This is a genomic window from Pseudarthrobacter sp. NamE5, from assembly GCF_005796225.1.
Taxonomy (GTDB): Bacteria; Actinomycetota; Actinomycetes; order Actinomycetales; family Micrococcaceae; genus Arthrobacter.
In genome coordinates this window covers 108463-133076 of the sequence record NZ_VAHO01000007.1, presented here as the reverse complement: position 1 = coordinate 133076, position 24614 = coordinate 108463, and the positions used below count along the sequence as shown (strand labels likewise).

General features: G+C 66.0%; 24 protein-coding genes, 2 tRNA genes and 2 riboswitches. Of the genes, 9 read left to right on the top strand and 17 right to left on the bottom strand.

What is annotated here, in order from left to right:
- Position 1 precedes the first annotated feature (1 nt).
- The gene (locus tag FDW84_RS10715) at positions 2-193 is read left to right on the top strand and encodes a hypothetical protein (protein ID WP_138609261.1); all 192 of its coding nucleotides are present in this window, start codon (positions 2-4) and stop codon (positions 191-193) included.
- Between the two features lie 75 nt (positions 194-268).
- The gene (locus FDW84_RS10710) at positions 269-676 is read left to right on the top strand and encodes a hypothetical protein (RefSeq protein WP_138609259.1); all 408 of its coding nucleotides are present in this window, start codon (positions 269-271) and stop codon (positions 674-676) included.
- Between the two features lie 52 nt (positions 677-728).
- On the opposite strand, the gene FDW84_RS10705 is transcribed toward FDW84_RS10710, so the two are convergent.
- The 6 genes from FDW84_RS10705 to FDW84_RS10680 all read right to left on the bottom strand — a co-directional run bounded on the left by FDW84_RS10705 (position 729) and on the right by FDW84_RS10680 (position 7135).
- Positions 729-801: transfer RNA gene (locus FDW84_RS10705), tRNA-Asn, on the bottom strand.
- Between the two features lie 146 nt (positions 802-947).
- Positions 948-1020: transfer RNA gene (locus tag FDW84_RS10700), tRNA-Asn, on the bottom strand.
- 78 nt (positions 1021-1098) lie between these two features.
- The gene (gene dnaG / locus FDW84_RS10695) at positions 1099-3066 is read right to left on the bottom strand and encodes a DNA primase (protein WP_138609257.1); all 1968 of its coding nucleotides are present in this window, start codon (positions 3064-3066) and stop codon (positions 1099-1101) included.
- A gap of 52 nt (positions 3067-3118) precedes the next feature.
- Entirely contained in the window at positions 3119-4417 is a 1299-nt protein-coding gene (locus FDW84_RS10690; protein ID WP_138609255.1) for a deoxyguanosinetriphosphate triphosphohydrolase, read from the bottom strand.
- A complete protein-coding gene (gene dusB / locus FDW84_RS10685; protein ID WP_138609253.1) occupies positions 4401-5579 on the bottom strand; it encodes a tRNA dihydrouridine synthase DusB in 1179 nt (392 codons plus the stop codon). Before dusB ends, FDW84_RS10690 begins: the two co-directional genes overlap by 17 nt.
- 92 nt (positions 5580-5671) lie before the next feature.
- Complete coding sequence (locus tag FDW84_RS10680) at positions 5672-7135, bottom strand: YibE/F family protein (protein ID WP_171046750.1); 1464 nt, start codon at positions 7133-7135, stop codon at positions 5672-5674.
- An 84-nt stretch (positions 7136-7219) separates the two neighbouring features.
- Between FDW84_RS10680 and FDW84_RS10675 the strand changes: the two genes are divergently transcribed.
- Positions 7220-7975, top strand: a complete 756-nt coding sequence (locus FDW84_RS10675) for an alpha/beta hydrolase (protein WP_138609389.1) — start codon at positions 7220-7222, stop codon at positions 7973-7975.
- Between the two features lie 64 nt (positions 7976-8039).
- Here FDW84_RS10675 and FDW84_RS10670 read toward each other — a convergent pair whose 3' ends face one another.
- From FDW84_RS10670 to FDW84_RS10660, 3 genes are all read right to left on the bottom strand, one after another.
- On the bottom strand, positions 8040-9080 hold the full coding sequence (locus tag FDW84_RS10670; RefSeq protein WP_138609251.1) for a GNAT family N-acetyltransferase: 1041 nt from the start codon (positions 9078-9080) through the stop codon (positions 8040-8042).
- 3 nt (positions 9081-9083) lie between these two features.
- The gene (locus FDW84_RS10665) at positions 9084-10469 is read right to left on the bottom strand and encodes a glycine--tRNA ligase (RefSeq protein WP_138609248.1); all 1386 of its coding nucleotides are present in this window, start codon (positions 10467-10469) and stop codon (positions 9084-9086) included.
- Between the two features lie 159 nt (positions 10470-10628).
- On the bottom strand, positions 10629-11615 hold the full coding sequence (locus FDW84_RS10660) for a DMT family transporter (protein ID WP_138609246.1): 987 nt from the start codon (positions 11613-11615) through the stop codon (positions 10629-10631).
- A 33-nt stretch (positions 11616-11648) separates the two neighbouring features.
- On the opposite strand from FDW84_RS10660, the gene FDW84_RS10655 reads away from it, so the two are divergent.
- On the top strand, positions 11649-11879 hold the full coding sequence (locus tag FDW84_RS10655) for an RNA-binding S4 domain-containing protein (protein ID WP_138609244.1): 231 nt from the start codon (positions 11649-11651) through the stop codon (positions 11877-11879).
- 64 nt (positions 11880-11943) lie between these two features.
- Here FDW84_RS10655 and FDW84_RS10650 read toward each other — a convergent pair whose 3' ends face one another.
- Positions 11944-12594, bottom strand: a complete 651-nt coding sequence (locus tag FDW84_RS10650) for an alpha/beta hydrolase (RefSeq protein WP_138609242.1) — start codon at positions 12592-12594, stop codon at positions 11944-11946.
- Between the two features lie 150 nt (positions 12595-12744).
- Between FDW84_RS10650 and FDW84_RS10645 the strand changes: the two genes are divergently transcribed.
- On the top strand, positions 12745-13530 hold the full coding sequence (locus FDW84_RS10645; RefSeq protein ID WP_240721478.1) for an SGNH/GDSL hydrolase family protein: 786 nt from the start codon (positions 12745-12747) through the stop codon (positions 13528-13530).
- A gap of 66 nt (positions 13531-13596) precedes the next feature.
- Complete coding sequence (locus FDW84_RS10640) at positions 13597-14121, top strand: hypothetical protein (protein ID WP_138609237.1); 525 nt, start codon at positions 13597-13599, stop codon at positions 14119-14121.
- A 92-nt stretch (positions 14122-14213) separates the two neighbouring features.
- Here the strand turns inward: FDW84_RS10640 and FDW84_RS10635 are convergent, their stop codons facing one another.
- The 4 genes from FDW84_RS10635 to FDW84_RS10620 form a co-directional block, all read right to left on the bottom strand.
- On the bottom strand, positions 14214-15332 hold the full coding sequence (locus FDW84_RS10635) for a zinc-dependent alcohol dehydrogenase family protein (RefSeq protein WP_138609235.1): 1119 nt from the start codon (positions 15330-15332) through the stop codon (positions 14214-14216).
- 95 nt (positions 15333-15427) lie between these two features.
- Positions 15428-16810 (bottom strand): MFS transporter, encoded by a 1383-nt coding sequence (locus FDW84_RS10630; RefSeq protein WP_138609233.1) that lies wholly within the window; start codon positions 16808-16810, stop codon positions 15428-15430.
- A 200-nt stretch (positions 16811-17010) separates the two neighbouring features.
- Positions 17011-18126 (bottom strand): homoserine O-acetyltransferase MetX, encoded by a 1116-nt coding sequence (locus FDW84_RS10625; RefSeq protein ID WP_138609231.1) that lies wholly within the window; start codon positions 18124-18126, stop codon positions 17011-17013.
- Positions 18127-18138: 12 nt separating this feature from the next.
- Positions 18139-18254: riboswitch (SAM riboswitch) on the bottom strand.
- A 129-nt stretch (positions 18255-18383) separates the two neighbouring features.
- The gene (locus FDW84_RS10620) at positions 18384-19727 is read right to left on the bottom strand and encodes a bifunctional o-acetylhomoserine/o-acetylserine sulfhydrylase (protein ID WP_256371723.1); all 1344 of its coding nucleotides are present in this window, start codon (positions 19725-19727) and stop codon (positions 18384-18386) included.
- Between the two features lie 25 nt (positions 19728-19752).
- A riboswitch (SAM riboswitch) is annotated at positions 19753-19868 on the bottom strand.
- A 162-nt stretch (positions 19869-20030) separates the two neighbouring features.
- On the opposite strand from FDW84_RS10620, the gene FDW84_RS10615 reads away from it, so the two are divergent.
- The 3 genes from FDW84_RS10615 to FDW84_RS20035 all read left to right on the top strand — a co-directional run bounded on the left by FDW84_RS10615 (position 20031) and on the right by FDW84_RS20035 (position 21675).
- Complete coding sequence (locus FDW84_RS10615) at positions 20031-20669, top strand: VOC family protein (protein WP_138133345.1); 639 nt, start codon at positions 20031-20033, stop codon at positions 20667-20669.
- A 271-nt stretch (positions 20670-20940) separates the two neighbouring features.
- Positions 20941-21252: a hypothetical protein gene (locus FDW84_RS20040; RefSeq protein WP_371419161.1), complete on the top strand. Its 312-nt coding sequence runs from the start codon at positions 20941-20943 to the stop codon at positions 21250-21252.
- Positions 21253-21339: 87 nt separating this feature from the next.
- Positions 21340-21675: a hypothetical protein gene (locus FDW84_RS20035; RefSeq protein WP_371419160.1), complete on the top strand. Its 336-nt coding sequence runs from the start codon at positions 21340-21342 to the stop codon at positions 21673-21675.
- 17 nt (positions 21676-21692) lie between these two features.
- Here FDW84_RS20035 and FDW84_RS10600 read toward each other — a convergent pair whose 3' ends face one another.
- The 3 genes from FDW84_RS10600 to hutI form a co-directional block, all read right to left on the bottom strand.
- On the bottom strand, positions 21693-22472 hold the full coding sequence (locus FDW84_RS10600) for a CPBP family intramembrane glutamic endopeptidase (protein ID WP_138609228.1): 780 nt from the start codon (positions 22470-22472) through the stop codon (positions 21693-21695).
- A gap of 39 nt (positions 22473-22511) precedes the next feature.
- Positions 22512-23300 carry a DeoR/GlpR family DNA-binding transcription regulator gene (locus FDW84_RS10595; RefSeq protein WP_138133347.1) on the bottom strand — a complete coding sequence of 263 codons (789 nt, stop codon included), beginning with the start codon at positions 23298-23300 and terminating at the stop codon, positions 22512-22514.
- Positions 23301-23398: 98 nt separating this feature from the next.
- The gene (gene hutI / locus FDW84_RS10590; RefSeq protein WP_138609226.1) at positions 23399-24610 is read right to left on the bottom strand and encodes an imidazolonepropionase; all 1212 of its coding nucleotides are present in this window, start codon (positions 24608-24610) and stop codon (positions 23399-23401) included.
- Between the last annotated feature and the right edge of the window lie 4 nt (positions 24611-24614).

Sequence of the window (24614 nt, the reverse complement as noted above, 5' to 3'; positions counted from 1 at the left end):
CGTGAAGCATCCTGGGAGGCGGAAACCGTACCGCAACGGCCGGGGACTCTTCCTCGGGGCTGTGCTTGGCGCCGTCGCGGGCTACTTCGCTGGGCGCGCCCTGGGCAACCCTGCGATGGGCATCATCCTGGGCATGGTGGCGGGCTCTGCGCTGCTGTACCGGGTCAACCCCGGCCCCTGGAACCGTCACTGACCGCTCTTTCCCGAGCCCGCTGCAGGGCTTTCGGCACCTGCCGCTGGGCACTGCTCCCGGGATAAAATGTTGTTCGTGCCCCGCTGGCAGGAACAACCGCCGCTTCCGGCCACATGGCAACGGTGCGACAACCGGATACTGCCACTGTGGTGGGACCGGTTGTGTGCCCAGACAGGTGAGCAGTCGGCGGCCCTATACGCCGCGGGGCTGTTCACCGAGGACCGTCGGCGGCCCATCGCCCAGTGGTACAACCCCGCTTTCAAGGCCGCACTGCTGGTGGCCCCGGAAACCTCCCCGGAGTGGCCGGTGCAGCGCTTCGGGATTTTTTATGCGCCGCCGGATACCGGGTTCGTGCGCATCCATTCCGCGCCGCATGAATGGAATCCCCGCCAGCCACGGAAGTCGCCTACCGAAAAAGAGGCCTTCCTGGCCGCCGTCGAGGAGGCGGAGCGCTTCCTGCAGGTGGAGATGGACTTTGTGTGAAATGAAAAATCCCCCGGTCCTTGTGAAATGGACCGGGGGATTATCCGTTGCGCTCCTCCTGCTGGACTTGAACCAGCAACCCTTCGATTAACAGTCGAATGCTCTGCCAATTGAGCTAAGGAGGAATGAAGCAGGTATGACATTAGCAAAGGATTCCGGACAAAGTGAAATCGGCGGAATCACGGCGCGGACAGCCCATTGCCGACCCGCAAAACAGCACCACGCGGGCAACAAAAATCCCCGTTCCGGTAAGCCGGAACGGGGATGTGCGCTCCTCCTGCTGGACTTGAACCAGCAACCCTTCGATTAACAGTCGAATGCTCTGCCAATTGAGCTAAGGAGGAATGAAGCAGGTATTAGCCTAGCAAACACCTGCCGTGGAAACGAAATCGAGGGTCCTTACCCGCGGACAGCCCGCGCTCTTAAGCGTCAGCACGCAGCGCCCGGCGTTCCATCTCCAGCATCATCAGTTCCCGGTTGAGCCGCTGGAAGGTCTCCGGGTCCGCGGCGGGGTCCAGGCGCTGGAGCTGGCCCATCTTGTCCGCCTTGACGCGGGTAATTTGAAGCTCGAAGAGGCGCGAGAGGATGTCCCGGCAGTACTTCTGGACCGCTTCCTCCGTACTCGCCGGCAGCGGCACCACAGCCAACTCGGACACGAGGGGCCGCAGCGGCTCGGGGACCTCGTGCATCACCTGTTCCACCCACCGGACAGGATCGGCGGTGAGGGCCGGGTCCGTGGCGCGCATGGCGTCGTGGACGGCCTGGAAGGCGGGGGTGGCAAAGCGGGCCGCGGAGAAGCGTTCCCAGTTGCCGCCGGCCAGGAACGACGGCTCCTGCAGCGCCACTTCAAGCGCCTGTCGTTCCATGGACGCCACCGGGTCACGGGGGTCAGGACGGTGGTAGGACGGTACAGCTTCCGACGGCGGCCCTGCAGCTACCCCGGGACCTCCCCCATGGCCGCGGCCCGCCTGGCCCTGGCTGCCGTGCTGCGGGCCGGGTTGCTGCTGGTGCCCCTGGGGGCCGGAGCCCTGTGTGCGCCCGGTTTCGCCGCGCTTCGCGGCATTCTTCACCTCGGCGTTGACCAGGCGCAGTACCTCGTTGGGATCGGGCATGCCCAGCCAGCCGGTCAGCGCCTGGCAGTAGCCTGTCCGGGTGGAGGCGTCCCGGATGGCGGCCACTACCGGCACGGAGGCTTTCAGTCCCTGCACGCGCCCTTCCACGGTGTCCAGGTTGAACTGCTTGAGCGTAGTCCGGATGGCGAATTCAAACAGCGGCCGGCGGGACTGCACCAGGGCATGCACGGCTTCGTCCCCCCTGCTCTGGCGCAGGTCGCAGGGGTCCGCGCCGGTGGGCTCCACGGCCACGTATGTTTGGGCAGTAAACCTCTGGTCCTCTTCGAAGGCCCGCAGGGCCGCCTTCTGCCCGGCGGCGTCGCCGTCAAAGGTGAAGACGACTTCTCCCCCGGTGCCGTCGTCGGACAGCAGGCGACGGGCGATCTTGATGTGTTCAGTGCCGAACGCGGTCCCACAGGTGGCCACCGCCGTCGTAATTCCCGCCAGGTGGCAGGCCATCACGTCCGTGTAGCCCTCCACCACCACCAGCTGCCGGTCCTTGGCGATGCTGCGCTTGGCGAGGTCGATGCCGTAGAGGACCTGGGACTTTTTGTACAGCGCCGTCTCCGGGGTGTTTAGGTACTTGGGGCCCTGGTCGTCCTCGTAGAGCTTGCGGGCACCGAACCCGATGGTGTCCCCGGCGATGTCCTTGATAGGCCAGATGAGCCGGCCCCGGAAACGGTCGTAGATTCCCCGGTTGCCTTCAGAGAACATGCCCGTCAGTTTCAGTTCCGCGTCAGTGAACCCGCGGCCGCGGAGGTGCTTGAGGAGTGCATCCCAGCCCTGCGGGGCGTAGCCGCAGCCAAAGTGCTCCGCGGCTGCCCGGTCGAAGCCCCGGCCGTGCAGGAAGGTGCGTGCCTCCGCGGCGCCTGGCGTCAGGAGCTGGGCGCGAAAGAATTCGTCGGCGATCTTGTGCGCGTCCAGCAGCCGCTGGCGGCGCCCCACTTCCTCCCGGCTGGGGCCGGTGCCGCCGTCCTCATACCGCAGCTCGTAGCCGATCCGGGCGGCCAGCTTCTCCACGGCCTCCTGGAAGGAGCTGTGGTCCTGCTTCTGGACGAAGGCAATGACGTCGCCGTCCTCCCCGCAGCCGAAGCAGTGGTAGCGGCCCACCTGGGGACGCACGGTGAACGACGGCGAGCGCTCGTCGTGGAACGGGCACAGGCCTTTGAAGGTCCCCAGCCCGGCGCCCTTCAGCGTGACGTAGCCGTCAACAACTTCCTTGATGTCCGTGCGCTGGCGTACTTCGTCGATGTCTTCACGTTTGATCAGCCCAGGCACAGAGCCATCCTAGCGACAGGGTACGACGGCAGTGGGCAGCTTATGGCGTTCCTCACCAGAGCGAGGGCAGGCTGCCCACCAGGCGTTCGTACATGGCCAGTGCCGAGCCGTCCGTCAGGGAAGCCACCTGGTCGATGACCACGCGGAGCCGGGCGGCGTCGTCGGGAGCGTCGCGCCAGTCCGCCGCGAACATCGGCTCCAGGTGCCGGTCGCCGGTGGCGCTCAGCACCGTGACAAGGGCGTGCAGCACTTCGCGCTGGCGTTCGTAGATGGGCTGCCGGTGTTCGGTGGTCATTACAAAGGTGGTGGCCAGGCCCTTCATCACCGCGATCTCCATGACGGTCTCGTCCGGGACCATGAGCTCGGCGTTGTAGCGCGTCAGTTTCTCGGGGCCGTAGACGGCCCGGGTGGTTTCCAGGGCGCTCTGGCAGAACCGGCCGATCAGCTGGCTGGTCATGTTCTTCAGGGCGGCCATGGACTTGCGGCTGCCGTCCGCTTCCCGGACCCAAACGTCAGTGGCTTCAAGCCGGGCGAGGGCGGCGTCGATCGCCGCGGGATCGTTATGCGGCAGGTACCACTGCCTGGCATAGCCCACCACGCGGGCGCGGTGGTCCGGGTTGTCCATCCAGCGAAGCTGGAAGTGCCCCGCCACGATCGCGTCCTCGACGTCATGCACCGAATAGGAGATGTCGTCGGCGAGGTCCATGACCTGGGCCTCGAGGCAGGAGCGGCGTTCGGGGGCGCCTTCCCGGATCCAGTTGAAGATGGGCAGGTCATCCTCGTAGGCGCCGAACTTGCTGGTGCGCTGGCCGTGGATCACCGGGGCTTCCAGGGCCGACCACGGGTATTTGGCGGCTGCGTCCAGGCTGGCACGTGTGAGGTTCAGCCCGGCCGGCTGGCCTTCTGCGGTCAGCACCTTGGGCTCCAGGCGGGTCAGCAGCCGGAGGGTCTGGGCGTTGCCTTCGAAGCCGCCGATGGCGTGGGCCACATCGTTCAGCGCCGATTCGCCGTTGTGGCCGAAGGGCGGGTGGCCCAGGTCGTGGCTCAGGCATGCCGTGTCCACCACATCCGGATCGCACCCCAGGGCGCGGCCGAGCTCGCGGCCCACCTGGGCAACTTCCAGGCTGTGCGTCAGGCGCGTTCTCACAAAGTCGTCCGTATCCGGGGCCACCACCTGCGTCTTGGCACCGAGCCGGCGCAGCGCAGAGGAGTGCAGCACCCGGGCGCGGTCGCGCTCGAAGTCGGACCGGTAGATGCTCTTGGGTGGTTCCTCCACCCATCGGGCGGAATCGTGGGTGTCGTAGCCCGGAAGCACCGGGGCTGCAGTGCGCGTCTCAGCCACCGGAGACATCCAGCTCCGCAGCCGAGATGTCGGCCGACTGCTCGGTGTTGAGGGCGCGCGACTCCAGCCAGTCCTTGGGCAGGGCGGGGCGTTTGGGCGACCCTGCGCGGCCGCGGGGGCCTTCGGCGTCGCTGCCGGGGTAGGGAGATTCGGCGTCCAGTTCGTCCAGGGCTCTGCGCAGGTCCTCGAGGCTGCTTACCAGGGCCATCCGGGTTCGAAGTTCGCCGCCTACCACATAGCCCTTGAAGTACCAGGCGATGTGCTTGCGGATCTCCCGCAGCGCCTTGCCTTCGTCACCGAAGGTTTCCACCATCAGTTCGGCGTGCCGGTAGACGCCCTCGGCCACCTGCCCCAGGTTGGGCCTGAAGCGGGTGTCACTGCCTTCGAATGCGGCCTGCAGGTCGCCGAAGAGCCAGGGCCGGCCCTGGCAGCCGCGGCCCACCACCACGCCGTCGACGCCGGTCTCCCGGACCATCCGGACGGCGTCTTCAGCGGACCAAATGTCGCCGTTGCCAAGCACCGGGATGTCCGGCAGCGCTTCGCGGAGCCGGGCGATCGCGGACCAATCAGCCTGTCCGGAGTAGAACTGCGCGGCCGTCCTGCCATGCAGCGCGACTGCGGCGACGCCGGCATCGCGGGCAATGCGCCCTGCATCGAGGTAGGTGAGGTGGTCGTCATCGATGCCCTTGCGCATCTTGATGGTCAGCGGGATATTGTCCTTTGACGCTTCCCGGACTGCTGTCTGAACTATGGAGGTGAAGAGGTCGATCTTCCAGGGCAGGGCTGATCCGCCGCCGCGCCGGGTCACCTTGGGGACGGGGCAGCCGAAGTTCAGGTCGATGTGGTCGGCACGGTCTTCCTCAACCAGCATCCGTACTGCCGCGCCCACTGTGACCGGATCCACGCCGTACAGCTGGACGCTACGGACCTTTTCGTCGTCGTCGTGGGAAATGATCCGCAGGGACTCAGGGGTCCGCTCCACCAGCGCGCGGGAGGTGACCATCTCCGCCACATACATGCCGCCGCCGTACTCACGGCACAGACGACGGAAAGCAGAGTTGGTGATCCCGGCCATGGGCGCCAGGATAACCGGCGTGTCCACGGTGATGGGACCCAGCTTCAGGGGCGGGAGTTCCAGCTTGGGGGCGGGAGGAGTTGCTGCAACAGTCACCTGTCCATTGTTGCAAAGCCGGGCAAATCGGGAGCCGGCCTGCCGCATCAACCGGCCGCGGTCCCCCGCCGGCGGCTCGCCAGCCCCCCCCGTCAGCCTCGATCTGCGCGGCGCCCACGCCGCGTGGGCAGCTCTTCGTCCGGTTCGCCTCCTGCGGGGCGTGACCGCCGGGCCAAGGCCGTAGCAGCCAATGACCCCGCGTCGTCCACTCCGGGAACTCCCGCATCGGGAACTTCCACGCCGCTGCCCTCAGGCCTGTTGCCCGTTGTGGCGGAATCTGCCGCACGCCCGGGAGCTACTGCCGGACTGCCTGTGGCCTTGACCACCAGGACGGCGATCAGCGTGGTCACCGGAATGGCCAGGACCAGGCCGATGGAACCCACGAGGGTCCGGATGACTTCTTCGGACAGCTCGGCGCTCGTGAGGGTGTCCGCCAGCGGGCGGTCGTACAGCATCACGATAATGAGGATGGGCAGGGCCGCACCGGCATAGGCGAAGGCAATGGTGTACACGGTGGAGGCTATGTGGTCACGGCCGATCCGCATCGCCGAGGTGAACAGCTTCCGGGCGCTGCTGCCCGGTGCCAGCTCGTACAGCTCCCACACCGCCGAGGACTGTGTGATGGTCACATCGTTAAGGACGCCCAGCCCGGAGATGATGAGCCCGCACAGGATGACGCCGGAGATGGAGATGTTGGCTGAGGTGTTCACCAGGGTGGTGGCGTCGTGGTTGCCCACCCCGGCAAGGTTTGCGGCGCCGGTGGCCCACGCCGCCAGGAGCGCGGTGATCCCCAGCCCGAAGATGGTGCCCAGGAGCGCCGTGGATGTTCGGGTCGAGAAGCCGTGGGCGAAGTACAGGACTCCGATCATGATCACCGTGGACCCCACCAGGGCCAGCAGCAGCGGAGGCTTCCCTTCCACCAGGCCGGGAAGCATGAAGCCGGCCAGCACAAAGTAGGCGCCGACCAGGCCGATCAGAGCCCTGAAGCCCCGCCAGCGGGCCACTGCAATGACCACCACGGCGTACAGCAGCGCCAGCAGGACTATGGGCAGCGTCCGGACAAAGTCAACGAAAATGAAGGCCGGCGAACCCTGGGAAGCGGAGGCGCCCGGGGCATTTGACAGATTCAGGTAGCGGATCTGGTCACCGGGCTTCACCCCGTGCGACTTGGCAACGTCCGGGTTGATGACCACCTTCACCGGGCTTCCGCCCTTGTCCGGCTCAGTCAAGGCAAACGTGCACTCAGATCCCTGCTGGCTTTGCTGTCCCTGCTGGCCTGGAGCCTGCTGCGTCACGCCCTGCATGCAGTTTTCGGTGGCAACGCTCTGAATGGTGCCGGTGTCAAAAGTAACCCCTGGAGCGGCGGAGTAAGGGTTGGCAAGCGAGATGCCTTCCTTGCTGCCCGAGGGCCAGAGCATGGCCATGCCTGCAAGGGTGAGCAGCGTCAGTGGAATCAGCACTGCCGCCAGGATGCGGTTGGCCCTCCGCCGGGCGGCCATCGCCTCGGGTGTCGGCTCCGAATGGCCTGTGGAAGCGTGGGAGTGACCGGAACCCATCAGCAGTAGAACCTCATACGGTGAACTCTACGTCCGGGCCCGTAGGGTTGCTAAATGGATCGTCGGGAACTGGAGGAGCCGGACATGGCCAACAGCAGTATCGGGAAAAACGGCGGGCCAGGTCCTGCTGAAGCTTCGGCCGCTGCCCGGCCGGCAGTACTCAGCGCGCTTGCTTCCGCAGGCCCAACCCTTGGCGTTGCCCTGGTACTCCACGGCGGGAAATCGCAAAGCCGTGAGCCCGTAGAGGCAAGGCACCTGAGTCCGGCGAGGATGGTTCCCTTTGCCCGGCACCTGCATCGCGCCGGGCGGAAGCACGGGCTGGCGGTGTATTCCCTGCGGAACAGCGTCCGGGGCTGGAACGGGCCGGAAATGTCCCCGCTGCGGGACGCCCGGTGGGCACTTGGGCACATCCAGGAGCAGCACCCCGGGGTGCCGGTGTTCCTGGTGGGCCATTCGATGGGAGGACTCACCGCCGTGTGCGCCGCCGACCATCCCGCTGTGGAGGCTGTCGTCGCGCTTGCCCCCTGGCTCAGCCCCGCTACTCCTATCTCCGCCGTGGCCAACCGCAAAGTGCTCATTGTCCACGGCACCAACGACAGGTGGACCAGTCCCTCGGCGTCGCTGCTGTTTGCCAGGCGCGCCTCCGCAGAGGCAGCCAGCATGCAGTACGTGGCCCTCAGGGGCGCGGGCCACTTCATGCTGCGCAAGGTCAGGCTGTGGCAGACGCTCACTACCGGCTTCGTTATGAAGGCCTTCGCCGAAAGCACCGGCACCCGGATTGCACTGCCCGGGGACTTCCACCGCCTGCTCCCTGAAGCTGCGGTGCAGGTAACCCTTTGAGCGCTTCCCCAGCTGACTCGCACCAAACGGGTTTCCGGAGCGTTTGGTGCGAGTCAGTTGGGTGCTAGTCCGAGACCACCAGGGTCTCCGGACCTGCGAGCCGGGCTTTGCCGCTTTCGAGCAGGGGCTCGACGGCGGCGCGCAGGGCTGTCATGGAATCGTCCAGTTCCAGCATCACCGGGTGCTGGTACGCGATCAGGGCCAGGATGTCCCGAACGGCTTCGGTGGCGTCGTCAGCGGCAAGGGCCGGTTCATGTCCGACGAACACGTCCGTGGGCACTTCGGAGCCGCCCGCCGGCGCATCCTGCGCCTGATCCTGGTTCGGATCCTGGGCTGGAGCTGCATAGCTGACGGCGAAGGCGCGGATCCGGCCCTTCCTGCTGGGCGCCACCCCGGCACCGAAGGCCGATTCCGGCTGGGCCCGCAACACGATGGCGCCGTGGGCACCGGTGAGCTCGTCCAGGAACAGCTTCTGCACCTGGCCCACGGACAGGACGCCCGGCGAATCCCAGTCGTGGATGGAGGTGTAGTACCGGCCCACCACGTCAGTCAGTTCCACGGATCCGGTGGCGAGGTCCATCACGACGTCGGAACCGGCGTTTTCATCATTTGCCGCCCCGCCGCCGTCCTTGGCAGGGAACACCGGCAACCGCAGGGCACCGGGTTCCACCACCACCAGCCGGGACCGCTGAATGGGAGCCAAACCGAAGTGTTCAGCGAAGGCGGCACCGGCGGTGCCCGGCTCCACCTTGGCACGGAGCTTTGAAACGCCCGACGGCGACTGTTCGGCTTCGCGGCGCAGCATGGTCAGCAGCGTGGCGCCGATGCCCGAACGCCGGTGGTCCCGTGCCACCTCGATGTAGGCCCACAGCCGCTCCGGGTGCAGGGCGGCCCCGTAGACGACGCCGGCCGCAACGGGGATGCCGACGCCGTCGATCACGTCCTCGGCCACAATGCAGCGCCGCCACGGCATGCCGCCGGCACCGGCGGAGGAAACCGCCAGGGCGCCGCGGAACTGGCGGGCCTGATGGGTTTCGGGGTCACCCCAGATTTCCAGGAGCGCCAGGTCGTCGCCCTCGCGCCACTCTCGGTATTCGATGGCCACGGTTTATGCCCCGATCAGGCGTGCGGCCAGGTAGCCCTCCACCTTGTCCAGGGAGACGCGTTCCTGGCTCATGGTGTCCCGCTCGCGGATGGTCACGGCCTGGTCCTCGAGGGTGTCGAAGTCGATTGTGATGCAGAAGGGGGTGCCGATTTCGTCCTGGCGGCGGTAGCGGCGGCCGATGGCGCCGGCGTCGTCGAAATCGATGTTCCAGTTCCTGCGCAGCTGGGCGCCGAGGTCCTTGGCCTTGGGCGACAGGTCCTCGTTGCGGCTCAGCGGCAGCACGGCGGCCTTGACCGGGGCCAGCCGCGGGTCGAGCTTCAGGACGGTGCGGACGTCAACGCCGCCCTTGGCATTGGGGGCCTCATCCTCGGTGTAGGCGTCCACGAGGAAGGCCATGAAGGAACGGGTCAGGCCGGCGGCAGGCTCGATCACGTACGGGATGTAGCGCTCATTGGTGGCCTGGTTGAAGTAGCTCAGGTCCGCGCCGGAGGCCTTGGCGTGGGTGGAGAGGTCAAAGTCGGTGCGGTTGGCGATGCCTTCCAGCTCGCCCCATTCCGAGCCCTGGAAGCCGAAGCGGTACTCGATGTCCGTGGTGCCCTTGGAGTAGTGGCTGAGCTTTTCCTTGGGGTGCTCGAAGAAGCGCAGGTTCTCCTCGCGGATGCCCAGGCCGGTGTACCAGGCCATGCGCTCCTTCATCCAGTACTGGTGCCACTCTTCATCCGTGCCGGGCTCGACGAAGAACTCCATCTCCATCTGCTCGAACTCGCGGGTGCGGAAAATGAAGTTTCCGGGGGTGATCTCGTTGCGGAAGGACTTGCCAATCTGGCCGATCCCGAACGGCGGCTTCTTCCGGGAGGTGGTGAGGACGTTGCTGAAGTTCACAAAGATGCCCTGCGCTGTCTCCGGGCGCAGGTAGTGCAGGCCTTCCTCGCTTGCCACCGGGCCCAGGTAGGTCTTGAGCAGGCCCGAGAACTCCTGGGGCTCGGTCCACTGGCCCCGGGTGCCGCAGTTGGCGCAGGCGATGTCCTTCAGGCCGTTCTCGGCCGGGCGGCCCTTCTTTTCCTCGTACTCTTCCTCGAGGTGGTCGGCGCGGTAGCGCTTGTGGCAGGAGAGGCACTCCACCAGGGGATCGGAAAAGACCTCCACGTGGCCCGAGGCTTCCCATACCTGGCGGGGCAGGATGACGGAGGAATCCAGGCCCACCACGTCCTCGCGGCCGCGGACCATGGACTGCCACCACTGGCGCTTGATGTTTTCCTTCAGCTCGGCACCGAGGGGCCCGTAGTCCCAGGCAGAGCGCGAACCTCCGTAGATCTCACCGGCCTGGAAGACGAAGCCCCTGCGCTTGGACAGGGAAATGACCTGGTCGAGTACGGATTTTGCTGCCATGGGTAACTCCAATTTCTACAGGGCCGCTGGGTGCGGTCCGCGGTTTTCAGGCCCCGGTAGCGCCAGCGGCGGGATACCTCTGGCTGCCGGAGGGGGTGGATGAAGGAAAAGTGCGAAAAGCTGCGTGTCCTAGCCTACCGGCCGCTGCCGGCCCGGATGCTAACGGCGCAGGGCGCCCCGCGGCCAGGGCAGGGTGGCCAGGATGATGGCGCCGAGGGTGAGAATGGTGCCGAGTACTGTGGCTGGCGCCACCACCGTTCCGGGTGCGGGCAGGACAACATCCAGCGCAAGCGAACCCAGGAGCTGCCCGGCGATCATGCCCAGTCCGGTGACCAGGACGCCCAGGCTGCGGACCAGCAGCGCGCCGAGCCCGATGAACACGCAGCCCATCGGACCGCCCAGGTAGTACCACCACTCCGTCGGCAGCGGGTTGCCGGGACCGGCCACCGAGACCTTGACTGCGTAGGCCGTCCAAAGGACAACGCTGCCTGCCACGAAGTTGACCAGGGTCGCCGCGATCGGGCTGCCGTAGTGGACCGTCGCTGTTCCGTTCATCGCCTGCTGGAAGCTCATCAGGAATCCTGCTGCCAACGGCAGCAGGAGTGGAACCAGCAAAGCAGCCGGGGCACCGCCGGGCTCCATTCCGCCGGACGTTCCGGCGAAGCGGGGCGAGACAGCCCAGGCCACGGCGGCGATGGTCAGCAAACAGCCGATGACACGGATGGCGGTAACGGATTTCCGGCCGGCCGGACCTATGCCCAGACGGTCCACCACCAGGCCGCTGACCGTCTGGCCGGTCACGGTGGCCACCGTGAACAGGGCCACGCCCAGGATGCCCACAGTAAAAGACTGGGCAAAGACGAAGAGCGCGCCGATGCCGCCCGCGAGGACGTAGATGCGCGGAAAGGCCCTCTCGCGGACCGCCGGCAGGATCCTGGCGAGCCCCGCCCTGCCGCGCGGCAGGATCAGCGACACCAGGACCATGACCACCAGGCCTGTGCTGAAGCTCACCACAGCAGCGGCGATGCCATCATCGAGGCGTGATCCGAGGGCTCCGTTGATGCGGCCCTGGGCAGGAATGGCGAGGCCCGCGCCCACCGCCAAAGGAAGGCCTGCGAGCAGCGGCAGGCGGGGGCTGGAGGTCATTGAATCCACCTTACGTCAGGCATTATTGCTTCTATGAGCAATGTTGAAGAGATCACCATCCGCGACAGCATGATCCGTCTGGGCCAGCTCCTGAAGCTCGCCAACCTGGTGGAGGACGGAGTGGAGGCTGCGGAGCTCATCAAGAACGGGCTCGTCAAGGTCAATGGGGAAATTGACGAGCGGCGCGGCCGGCAGCTGCACAACGGGGACACCGTGACGGTGAAGGGCCAGACGGTCAAGGTAATCGCGCCGGACGCCGGCTGACCTCCCCCGCGGGTCGACCTCCCAGGTCCCCGGCCGCCGTCGCCCGTTCCACTTCGCCAGCAGGCTACTTCTTCAGCACCTCGTGCGTGAGGAACTCGCCCACGTGCCCGATCTCCTGCTGGTTGATCCCGTGCCACATGCCCGTGTAGAGCACCTTGGTCAACTTTACATGCTTGCGGACCCAGGCCATGGTGAAGTCGATCTTGTCAGGGGTGATTACCGGGTCCTGCTGGTCGCGGCCCCAGAACACCGGGACGGTCCCGTCCAGCTCATCGTCCCGGAAGCTGGGATCGTCGCCGGCATCCACCACGAATCCTGAGAGCCCGACGACGGCCGCAAAGTCCGTGGGGCGCTGCCGCAAGAGCGTGGTGGCCATCGCCATGCCCATGGAGAACCCGAGCAGGGTCACCGACGGATGACCCACCCTGATGGTGTCGATCCAGTCCAGCACGAAGGAGGACGCGGCTTTCACGCGCTCCAGCGAGTATTCGATCGACGCCGTCAACGGGAACCAGGTGAATCCGGGACCCATCGCGATCGGGGCCCGGATCGACGCAACGGCGAATTCGGCCGGCAGCAGGTCGGCCAGGCTCAACAGATCCTGTTCGTTCGCTCCGTAACCGTGCAGCAGCACCAGCAGCGGCTTTCCATCGCGCTGGTCCTCCGGGTGGGACCACAAAACAACAGGGGCTGGAAATACTTCGGCGTCAGTCATGGTTTCCATTCATATCAGTTACCCCGAGGTAACAACCTACGTTGGCGTAGCCAGAGAGGCGGAAGGCAGGATAGGACCGTGAGTGACACTAGTGCCGTCGAGACCCCGCCCGTGATCCCCGGCTCCCACCCCTGGAGCCGGTATGTGGCCATGGGCGACTCCTTTACCGAGGGCATCGGAGACCCTGAACCCTCCAGCCCGGGCGGCTTCCGCGGCTGGGCGGACCGGGTGGCCGAAGAACTGGGCAGGACCCAGCCGGATTTCGCCTATGCCAACCTGGCGGTCCGCGGCCGTTTGCTGCAGCAGATCATTGACCAGCAGCTCGCCCCGTGCCTCGCGCTCAAGCCGGACCTGGTCACCCTTTCCGCTGGCGGCAACGACCTGCTTCGGCCGGGCGGAGATCCTGATGCCCTCGCCGAGAAACTGGACTCGGTAGTGCAGATCCTGGCATTGGGCGGAGCCACGGTGGTCCTCTTTAACGGACCGGACACGGGCTCTTCCGTGCTGGGGAGGATCCGCAGCAAGGTGGCCATCTACAACGAGAACCTGCGCACCGTTGCAGCCCGGCATGACGCCATCATCGCGGACATGTGGTCCCTCCGCCAGCTCAGCGATCCGCAGATGTGGGACCAGGACCGGCTTCATTTCTCCCCGCTGGGGCACCACACCATTGCTGCCATGGTGCTGGATTCGCTGAACGTGGAACACACCCTGGAGCCCCTGCATCCCAAGCCGTTCCCGCCCCGGACCTGGCGCGAGGCGCGTTCCAGCGACCTGGTGTGGGCCCGGCAGTACTTCGTGCCCTGGGTGCTCCGGCGGCTGCGGCATCAGTCGTCCGGGGACGGGATCACCGCGAAACGTCCGACGCCGGGTCCCGTCTTTGGTTCGGGCGTGCCGCTGGGATCGGGCGAGGGTCCGCTGGGCACGGCGAGCTAGGCGGCGGAACGGCCTCACCGTCCCGGGCGTTTAAGCTTGAAGGACACACTCGAGAGGCGCAGCACCGTGAGCAACCTGTTTTTCTGGATCATCATCCTGTCACTCCTGATCCCGGTGGCCATGCGGATGTACCGGAAATCCGTGGACCGCCGGAACCAGGAGCAGAGCTTTCCGGGCCGGTACCCGGAGCAGTTCCCGGGTGGCGGAATCTACCCCGGACCAAACCAGTTTGGCTCAAGCGGTCCGCAGAGCAAGCAGCCGCGCGACGGCTTCACGCAGCAGGACTACTTCGCCGGGGGCTTCCGCGAGCTGGACCGTCCCCAGCCCCTGCCGCCTGCAGAGCCGCTGCCGCCCTTCCAGCCTGTTCCGCCGTTTCCCCACAACCAGCAGGGTGCGCCGTTCGGGCAGCCGCAGCAGGAACCGCGTGAAGAAGCCCCGCAGCAGCCGGCTGCACCGTCCACTCCCCCGCCGCCGTCGACTCCGCAGGGCTTCCGTGCCCGCAAGCTCGCGGAACTGGACCAGCAGTACAGCAACGGTGAGTTGTCCGTCGAAGAGTACATGACCCGCCGCGGCGAGATCATGAACGGCTAGCAGTCGGTTGCCGAGCCGCCTGGTGCTCAGAACTTATCCGCGCGGGCAGCAGCAGATGCTCTCCGCCCGTCCGGTTACAACCCCAGAACCAGTCAGGGGCGGAACAGCCTGCGCACCACTTCCCCGGCTGCCAGTGCGTCCAGGCCTTCGTTGATCTCGGCCAGCGGGCGCGTGTCCGAGTGCAGCAGCTCGACCGGCAGCCGGCCGTCGCGCCAATACCCCAGGTACCGGGGGACGTCCCGTTCAGGGACGGCGTCCCCCATATAGGAGCCCAGCAGACGCTTGCCCGCACCGGCGAACTGCAGTGCCGGGACCGTCAGTTCGGCCGACGGATGCGGCAGCCCCACCGATACCACGGCCCCGCCCCGGGTCAACAGCTCCAGGCAGGAGGCGATGACAGGGGCGGAACCTACCGCCTCCACGGCATAGTCCACGCCGTCACCTGCGGCATCTGCTATGAGCCTGCCAGCGTCCTGGGGAGTGCCCGCTGCGGTGGCACCGCAGTCCAGGGCCAGCTGGTGTTTGGCCTGGTTGGGATCAATGGCGATGATCGAAGCGGCACCCGCTATACGGGCGGCCATGACTGCCGAAAGGCCCACAGCGCCTAGGCCAAAGACCGCAACGGAATCACCGCCGTTGGCCTGTGCCGTATTGAAGACCGCCCCCATTCCCGTCAGTACCGCGCAGCCAAACATCGCGGCAACTGTGTCCGGGATATTATCGTCAATCACCACTGCCGATTCCCGTGCCACCACCGCGTAGTCTGCGAAGGCGGAAACGCCAAGGTGGTGGTTGATCCGCTCCCCCGACGGGGTCCTGAGCAGCGCTTCGCCGTGCAACAGGTCGCCGGAGCCGTTGACTTCGGCAGCACGGTGGCACAGGGCAGGCCTTCCTGCCCGGCAGGCGCGGCAGGCACCGCAGCTTGGCACGAAGACCAGCACCACATGGTCGCCCACAGAAACGTCAGCCACTCCCCTCCCCACTGAGACCACCCGGCCCACCGCCTCATGCCCAAGCGCCATGGGCAGGGGCCTGACGCGCGAACCGTCCACCACGGACAGGTCCGAGTGGCACAGGCTCGAATAGGTGATGGCAATTCCCAGCTCCCCAGTCCGTGGGTCGGGCCGTTCCAGCTCCTCCACCAGCAGGGGGCGCGCCTCGGAATAACTGGTTCCCGCAGGAACGGTGTTGTAAAGGACAGCGGCTCGCATGGGGTTCCTTGGTGTGAAGGGGTTTGGGCGTGCAGCTGCCCGGCCCGTGATCCGGATCCGGGCAGCTGCACTCGATGGTGCGGCCTGGCGCCGTGCTACTTTTTGCTGGCGGCCAGGAGGTCCGCGGTGCCCTTGGCGTCCGCAGCATCAACATCGTGCAGCGAGATGCCCTTTGTCTCCTTGAGGAAGAGCACGGAAACGGCCGTGACGATGCAGGCAGCAAGCAGGTACAGGGCAACCGGGAGAGACGACTTAAAGTTGCTTAGCAGGGCGGTGGCGATGATCGGTGCCAGCGAGCCGGCAACGATCGAGGTCACCTGGTAACCGAGTGACACGCCGGAGTAACGCATCCGGGTGGGGAACATCTCGGCCATGATGGACGGCTGGCCGGCGTACATCAGCGCGTGGAAGAGCAGGCCGATGATGATGGCGGCCAGAATCACCACGTCGTTGGCCGTGTCCATCATGGGGAAAGCGAAGAAGCCCCAGGTTCCACCAAGAATGGCGCCCGCCATGTACACCGGCCGCCGGCCGAAGGCGTCGGAAAGCTTGCCCACCAGCGGGATTGCACAGAAGTGGATGAAGTGCGCCACCAGCAGCAGGAGCAGAATCCGAGAGGTGTCCGTCTGGACCACGACCTTCAGGTAGGTGATGGAGAAGGTGACCACCAGGTAGTACAGGATGTTTTCGGCGAACCGCAGGCCCATGGCGGTGAAGACACCCCGGGGGTAGCGGCGGAAGACTTCGGCAACGCCGTACCCCTTCTTTTCAGCGGCGACTTCTTTGCGGGCCTCGATAAAGATCGGAGCGTCCTGGACCTTGGTGCGGATGTAGTAGCCGATGATCACGATGACTGCAGACAGCCAGAACGCCACGCGCCAGCCCCAGCCGAGGAAGGCTTCCTGGGACAGGGTGGCGGACAGGGTGAACAGCACGCCCGTGGCCAGCAGGTTGCCCACCGGGACCGCTGACTGGGGCCAGCTGGACCAGAAGCCGCGCGAGTGGCTGGGGCTGTGCTCTGCCACCAGCAGTACCGCGCCGCCCCATTCGCCGCCGACGGCGAATCCCTGCACGAAACGCAGGAAGACCAGCAGCGCCGGCGCCCAGTAGCCGATTTCGGCGAAGGTGGGCAGGCAACCCATGAGGAACGTGGCAACGCCTACCATGATGATGCTCAGCTGGAGGAGTTGCTTGCGGCCGAACTTGTCGCCGAAGTGGCCGAAGACAATTCCACCGATGGGCCGGGCAACGAAACCTACGGCGTAGGTGACGAAAGCGGCAATGATGCCGTCCAGTTCCGTGCCTGAATTGGGGAAGAACGTTTTACCGAACACAAGGGTGGCGGCAGATGCGTAGAGGAAGAACTCATACCATTCGACCACCGTGCCGGCCATCGAGGCCGTCACGACTTTTTTCAGGCCTGCGGTTTTGACATCGGTTTCCTCGATCCGCCCTGCGGCGGAGTGTTCCGTGCTCATGAGTGACTCCTTTGGCGTCTCCGTCGACACCACATGGGGACCGGATAGCGGTTTTGTGTCGCTCGCCACAAAACCGCAGGGTTCACACGAGTATTGTCCGGGGACGCGCGGAGCTCAACGCCGAATACTGCAGAAAGCATCTGCGAAAATGCACATGCCGGGGACTCCGGCCCGTTTTGGCGCGTGGCGGGGGCGGCGACTCAGGGCAGGAGGTGCTCGCGGAGCTGGTTCCCGAGCTGCCCTATTTCCGTGAGGAACCCGTCGTGGCCAATCGGCGCCTGGATAAGGTGCACGTTTACCTCTCCCGGCAGGGCCTGGGCCAGTTCGCGTGATTGGGACGGGAAGTAGAGCCGGTCCGAGTCTACGGCGGCAATGAAGAAGCGCGCGCTCGAGCGGGCCAGCGTCTCCGGAAGCGTGCCGCGTCCCCGGCAGATGTCATGGCTCATGAGAGCCTCGGTGATGGCGATATAGCTGTTGGCGTCGAACCTCTGGACCAGTTTGGTCCCCTGATGGTCCAGGTAGCTTTCCACCTGGTAGCGGCCACGTGTTCCCAGGCTGCCCGCCTGCAACGGTGATTCCGGGGCCTGCGCGGCACGCCCGAACCTGCCCTCCAGTTCTGCCGCCGAGCGGTAGGTGATGTGGGCAATCCGCCGTGCCAGAGCCAGCCCGTCCTCGGGACAGGGACCCCCGTAGTAGTCGCCGCCGTTAAAGTTGGCATCCTGGCGGATGGCGAGGGTCTGGGCCTGCGCGAAAGCAATCTGCTCGGCAGTGCTGGCGGCGCCCACCGAAATCACCGTGCAGCGCTGCACGCGTTCCGGGAAGGTGATGGCCCACTCCAAAGCCCGGGCACCGCCCATGGAACCGCCGAGCACGGCAAACCAGCTGTCGATACCCAGCTGGTCGGCAAGCCGGGCCTCCGCTGCCGTGCTGTCCCGCAGGGTTACCAGGGGAAACCTGGAGCCCCACGGTGTTCCGTCCGGAGCAGGCGACGACGGTCCGGTGGAGCCGTAGCAGCCACCCACCATGTTGATGGAGACCACGAAGAACTGGTCCGTATCCACCGGGGCGCCGGGGCCGGCCAACTGTTCCCACCAGCCGGCCTCGTCGGTATCGCCCCGGGTAACGTGGGTGCTGCCGGTCAGGGCGTGTTCAATGAGGACGGCGTTGCTGCCGTCCTCATTGAGGGTGCCCCAGGTTTCGTACGCCAAGACCACGTCCGGCAGGTAACCGCCCGCTTCGAGTTCCAGTCCGCCAATGGAGGCGTAACGGACAATCCCGTGTTCGGGAACGGTGGTACGGGCGACGGTTACCGTCATGGCAGGACCTCTTCTACGCGCTTGCCCGCCGTCGTATGACCGGCAGGCCAGGTCTTCACCCGGGGCACCCCACCGCGGAAGGAGGGTTGCCGGCCAGCAAGCCGGGGCTGTCACTGGCACTCATGACCTGGTTCGAGTGTACGAAACAGCCCCTGCCCGCCGCCAAGAGTGTGACTGGTTGTGACTTCCCCGGCTTGCTGCCCACCTGCCGCACCGGCCGCCGTCGTGCGTTGCTTCTGCAGGCGCCGTTTCTCCGGTCAGCTGCCTACTGCCTCCTTGGCGGCCCGGAACCCGGCTTCGAGGTCCGCAAGGATGTCATCGATGTGCTCAAGGCCGACGGAGAGGCGGACCAGCCCGGGAGTGACGCCGGCAACGGCCTGCTGTTCCGCCGAGAGCTGGCTGTGCGTGGTCGACGCCGGGTGGATGACCAGGGACCGTACGTCACCGATGTTTGCCACGTGGGAGTGGAGCTCCAGGGCGTCCACGAAGCGCTTGCCTGCCTCGGCGCCACCGGCAAGGTTGAAGGCCACGATGGCGCCGGTACCCCTGGGCCCATACTTCCGGCCCCGCTCAAACCAGGGGCTGGAGGGCAGTCCGGCGTAGGCGACGGATTCGACGTCGTCACGTGCTTCCAGCCAATTGGCCACTTCCAGGGCATTGGCCACATGCCGTTCCACGCGCAGGCTCAGAGTCTCCAGGCCCTGGGCAATCAGGAAGGCGTTGAAGGGCGAGACCGCTGAACCCAGGTCCCGCAGCAGCTGGACGCGGGCCTTGAGGATGTAGGACAGGTTGGCACCCAGGGCACCGCCCTCGCCCAGGTCCCGTGCATAGACCAGGCCGTTGTAGGTGGGGTCGGGGGTGTTGAAGCCCGGGAACTTCTCCGGGTCCTTGCCGAAATCGAAGTTGCCGGAGTCCACAATCACTCCGGCGATGGCTGCCCCGTGACCGCCCAGGTACTTGGTGGCTGAATGCACCACGATGTCCGCTCCCCACTCGAGCGGGCGGATCAGGTAGGGTGTGGACAGCGTGTTGTCCACGATCAGGGGAATGCCCGCTTCATGGGCGGTGCGGGAGACACCTTCGATGTCCAGGACGTCCTGCCGCGGGTTGGACACCACCTCGGCAAAGAAGAGTTTGGTGTTGGGCTGTACGGCGTCGCGCCACTGGTCCAGGCTGTCCGGATCCGCCACAAAGGTAACCGAGATGCCGAACTTCTTCAGGGTGTGTGCGAAGAGGTTGTAGGTGCCGCCGTAGAGGCTGGGGCTCGCCACAACATGGTCCCCCGCCTCCGCAATGTTCAGGACAGCGAAGGTCTCGGCGGCCTGGCCTGAGCTGAGCAGCAGGGCCCCCAGGCCGCCTTCCAGGCTGGCGATGCGCTGTTCCACAGCTTCCTGGGTGGGGTTGCCGATCCTGGTGTAGATCGGGGCCAGCTCAGCCAGGGCAAACCTGTTCGCAGCGCTCTCAGCACTGGGGAAAACAAAGGAAGTGGACTGGTAGATGGGAAGGGCACGGGCACCGGTAGCGGCATCCGGCTCCTGTCCGGCGTGGATCTGGCGGGTTTCGAAAGACCATCCGTTGGACAACTGAGGCTCCTTTGACATGGGCCCGGCATGCTCGGAGCACCACGGGCCGCGCTTGCTCTCCGGCCGTTGCCGGACAGCCAGGTCCTCACCCGGGGCACCCCACCGCGGATGGAGGGTTGCCGGCCAGCGAGCCGGGGCTTGGCGCTGGCGCTCATGACCTGAGGCCAGTGTAGGGACACAGCCTCCGCAACGGACAGGATTGTGACGAACATAGTCAGGACGGTGTCCGCCTGCATCGGGGGTTTGGGGGATAAAAAAGGGAAAATCCCAGTAAGGCTACCCTTAGCTGAGAGCCCGATCACAAAGTGCCAAGATGTTGGCATGCGCATGGATCACGTCTCTTACGCCTGTGAACAGGATGGCCTGGCGGCCACCACCGAACGTATTTCATCTGCCCTCGGCGTTGAGGCAGTGAAGGGCGGGGTGCACCCCCGGTTCGGGACCCGAAACATGATCATCCCGCTAGCGGGCCACAAGTACCTTGAAGTCGTGGAGGTCCTGGACCACCCGGCGTCGGACAAGGCACCGTTCGGGCAGGCGGTGCGCGCCCGCTCCGCGGCAGGTGGCGGCTGGATGGGCTGGTGCGTCGAGGTCGATGACCTGGCCCCCTTCGAGGAGCGGCTGGGCCGTTCCGCCGTCAATGGCAACCGGAAGTTCCCGGACGGCCGCGAACTGGTCTGGAAGCAGATTGGCATCCTGGGACTCATTGCAGACCCCCAGGTGCCGTACATGCTCAAGTGGGAAGGCGATCCGTCGCTGCACCCGTCCAACGCCTACCAAAGCAACATCAAGATGAGCTGCCTGACAATCGCCGGCTCCGCCTCCCGTGTCACGGAGTGGCTGGGCGAACCGGTGGAGAAGCCGCTCGAGGACGTCGCCGTGGAATGGGTAGCTCCGCACGGGACGCCCGGCATCCTGTCGGTCACCTTCGAAACCGCCAATGGAGCTGTCACCATCTGACGTAACCCGCGCCAGACTTTGGCCGCCATCGGCTTGTGACAACGACGTCACCTGCCGATGGCGGCCGAATCCATTTCTTGTCCCGGCCCATTCTTGCCCCGGCCGCTGGTCATGCCGCCGCCACCCCGGAATGTCATAACCTCCGGGGATCATTTGGGTATGGAATTGAACCCGGTGGTGGAGGCTGAGGCGGCCGTTGATGCTTCGGTCGCTGCGTTTATGGCTGCGCTGGCCGGGGGAGGTTCTGCCGTTTCCTGCGCAGCATCCGGTGGTGCTGGTTCTGATGCCGGCGGCGGTGAAGGCGATGGCGGTGACGGTCCTGGCCGGGGCGACGAAGGCGTTGAACGGGCCGCCCGCCACACCACATGAGGCCACGGCGCAGGACTGGAGCCTGGTGGCGGAGGTCGGGTGCGTACTAACCATCGGAAACCGGGCCGCCGCTGCTTTGCTGGCCGAAGCCCACGCCCTGACCACCTGCCTGCCCCGGTCATTGGCAGCGCTGCAGGCCGGGACGATGTCCTGGGCCCATGCCCGGGGCATGGTGGACCAGACCACCGGTATTGAGCCGGCGCGGCGGCGCTGAAGGCCCACTTCCCTTGACCCGGCGGCACCGGATGCGGCGCGCGGCTGCCCGGCGGGGGTCCTGGTCACCGTTCCGGTGTTCTCGCTCATGGGATTGACCGATGAACCGGCGCAACTGGACGGGTTCGGCCCGATCCCGCCGTCAATGGCACGGCAACTCGTCGCCAACGGGGCAGACTCGTTCCACCGGGTCCTGGTGGAACCGCGGGACAGTGCACCGCTGGAAATCGGCCGCACAAGCTACCGGGTCACCAAGGCAAGGCGGAACTGGGTCAGCATGCGGGACGGCACATGCCCCTTCCCGGCTGCAACAACAACTCCCTGGATAACGAGGCAGACCACATCCTCGCTTGGCACCAGGGCGGCACCACCGGGATTGCCTGTGCCCAATCGCCTTGCACCAGTACGCCACGCGTCCCGGTGATTGTCGTGCCGCGCCCCCTAGCCCAGCCCCACCGCCCTGCCGAAGAGGCTGAAACCAACGAACGCCACGATGTCCAGCAGTGCATGGGCAATGACCAGCGGCATCACCCGCTTTGTCTTGGTGTAGAGCCAGGCGAAGACCACTCCCATCACCACGTTCCCCACAAAGGGGCCGAACCCCTGGTAGAGGTGGTAGGTCCCCCGGAGCAGGGAGCTCACCATGATGGAGAGCGGGACACTCCAGCCAAATTTTCCGAACCTGTCGAGGAGGTAACCCACCACGATGACTTCCTCCACCACGGCATGGCGGATGGCGGACAGGATCAGTACCGGCACCGTCCACCAGTAGGCGTCAAGCTCACTGGGAATGATGGCCGTGGTGATTCCCAGCGCCCTTCCGGCGGCATAGAGGCCGAGGGACGGGACCCCGATCAGGGCAGCCAACCCCAGCCCCTGAAGCAAGTCCGTGCCGGGGCGCTCGAAATTGAAACCGAGCTTCCTGAACGCCGAACCTGCGTTGCTGCCGTCAAGGCCGCCGGCCTGCCTGTGGTCCGTAAGGAAGTAGATCACCAGCAGCACCGGCACCAGGGCGAAGATGATATCCAGCAGCTGGTAGGTCAGGTCGAAGTATTCCCTGGTGCTCTGTGAGCGGTTAAGGGTGGAGGTGCCTTCGGCCAGCGGAGCCCGCGTCATCTTGTCCATAAGCTGCACCACCGAGTACACGGCGGACTGGCCAAGGGACAAACCCAGGACGATCCAGACTTCTATCCGCAGGCGGCGGCGCGAGGGAACCAGCATGTACCCATCTTGCCCGGAGTTGCTGGATGCGGGCTGCAGCTAGCCTGCGGCCACGATCACTTCGGTGCCGTTGGCCTCGAACGCTGCCTTGTCCCGCGCCGATATACCCGAGTCCGTAATCAGCCGGGTGAAGTTGTAGCCGTGCATGGTAGCGAAGGCACGAACCCCCACCTTGGAGGAATCGGCCAGGACATAGGAGACCCGGGCACGGCTTGCAAGCAGTGCATTCACTGAGGCTTCCCCTTCCCCGGTGTTGGTCGGGCCAACCTCGGGATCGATTCCGTTGACCCCGATGAAGGCGATGTCCAACACCACCTTCTGCATGATGATGTCCGTGTAGGGGCCCACCAGTTCGTAGGAGCGCGGGTTGAGGATGCCGCCGGTGACCATCACTTTGATGTTGGGCCGTACGGCCAGCTGCCCGGCAATGTTGATCGCGTTGGTCACCACGGTGAGGGTTGGCTGGTTGGACGGTGCGTTCAGGTCTTCGCGGGTGGCCAGGATCTGCGCCAGCACGGTGCTGGTGGTGCCGCCGCAGAGGCCGATCACGGCACCGGGGGCAATCAGGTCGGACGCTGCCTGGGCAATCTGCTGTTTGGCTTCGGCGTGGTCGTCGCGGTTGTACCGGCCGGGGAGGTCGTAGGCCAACGCCCCCGTGGTGGCCCCGCCCCGGGTCCTGGTAAGCAGGCGCCGCTTTGCCAGGCTGTCCAGGTCCCGCCGTGCCGTGGCCGGGGATACTTTGAGCGTGCTGACAATCTCTTCGACCTCTACCTGGCCGGTCTTGGCGAGGAGGTCAAGGATTGCGGTCAGGCGGTCGGTGCGGGTCATGCTGGTCCTCCAAGGTACTGCCGCCACCAGCCTCGATGACGCTTTTTGATAATAACAGAACCCTTTTAATCAAAAAGCGTCAACTGTGGGAAGGGAAGCTACCGCGCTCTCTTGCCGGCCCGCCATACAGCGTACGTCAGGGGCATGCCCGGGCGGTACGCGAGATGGGTGGCGGACGGTGCGTTGAGCAGGTGTAGGTCCGCCCGGTGGCCGACGGCCACGGAACCCACCGCCCTTTCGCCGTCGGCGTCGATCCCGGTCTCCCTGTGCAATGCGAGTGCGCCGCCGTACGTGGCAGCGCGGACCGCTTCATGGACGCTGAGACGCATCTGCAGAACGGCGGTAGCTACGCAAAAGGCCATCGAACTGGTGTAGGACGTTCCGGGGTTGCAGTTGGAGGCGAGCGCCACCTGGACGCCGGCGTCCAGGAGGCTCCGTGCCGGGGCGAGCGGCTGCCTGGTGGAAAGGTCGCAGGCCGGCAGGCAGGTCGCCACCGTGCCCCGGATGCCCGTTCCTGTGGCGGGGTCCCACCCCCGCCAAGTGCCGGCCAGCGCTTCAACATCAGCGTCCGCAAGGTGATTCACGTGGTCCACGCTCGCGGCGCCCAGTTCCACCGCGAGCTGCACGCCCGGCCCTTCGCCGAGCTGGTTTCCGTGCACGCGCAACCCCAGTCCGGCCTCCCGGCAGGCCAGCAGGACGCGGCGCGACTGTTCGGCGTTGAAAGCCCCTTCCTCGCAAAACACGTCGGCCCACTGCACATAGGGGCTGACCGACGCCAGCATCGGACCGCACACAAGGTCGGTGTAGTCGTCCGGGTCCTGCCCGGCCGGGACCAGGTGCGCCCCGAGGTAGGTGACCTGGTCTGCCACCGTGGAGGCGATGCGAGCGCTCGTGGCTTCGTGTTCGACGTCCAGCCCATAACCGGTCTTCGTCTCGAGGTAAGTGGTTCCCTGGGAGACGGCTTCATCCACCCGGGCCAGGGCCAGTCGGGTGAGGTCGAAGTCGGACGTGGCCCGGGTGGCGTTCACGGTCACCGCTATGCCCCCGGCGGAGTAGGACTCTCCTGCCATCCGCGCTTCAAACTCCGCCGTCCTGTCACCGGCGAACAGCAGGTGGGTGTGGGAGTCAACCCAGCCCGGCAGCATGGCACGGCCGCCGGCGTCGACGGCGTCATCCGCGGCAGGAGCGTGCGCGGCGGCACCGATCCACGATATCCGTTCCCCCTCGATCACCACGGCGGCATCCTTGAGGACCCTGTGCTCCAGGTCTTGCGTCATCAGCTCGGCGATGTTGGTGATCAGCGTACTCATGAGG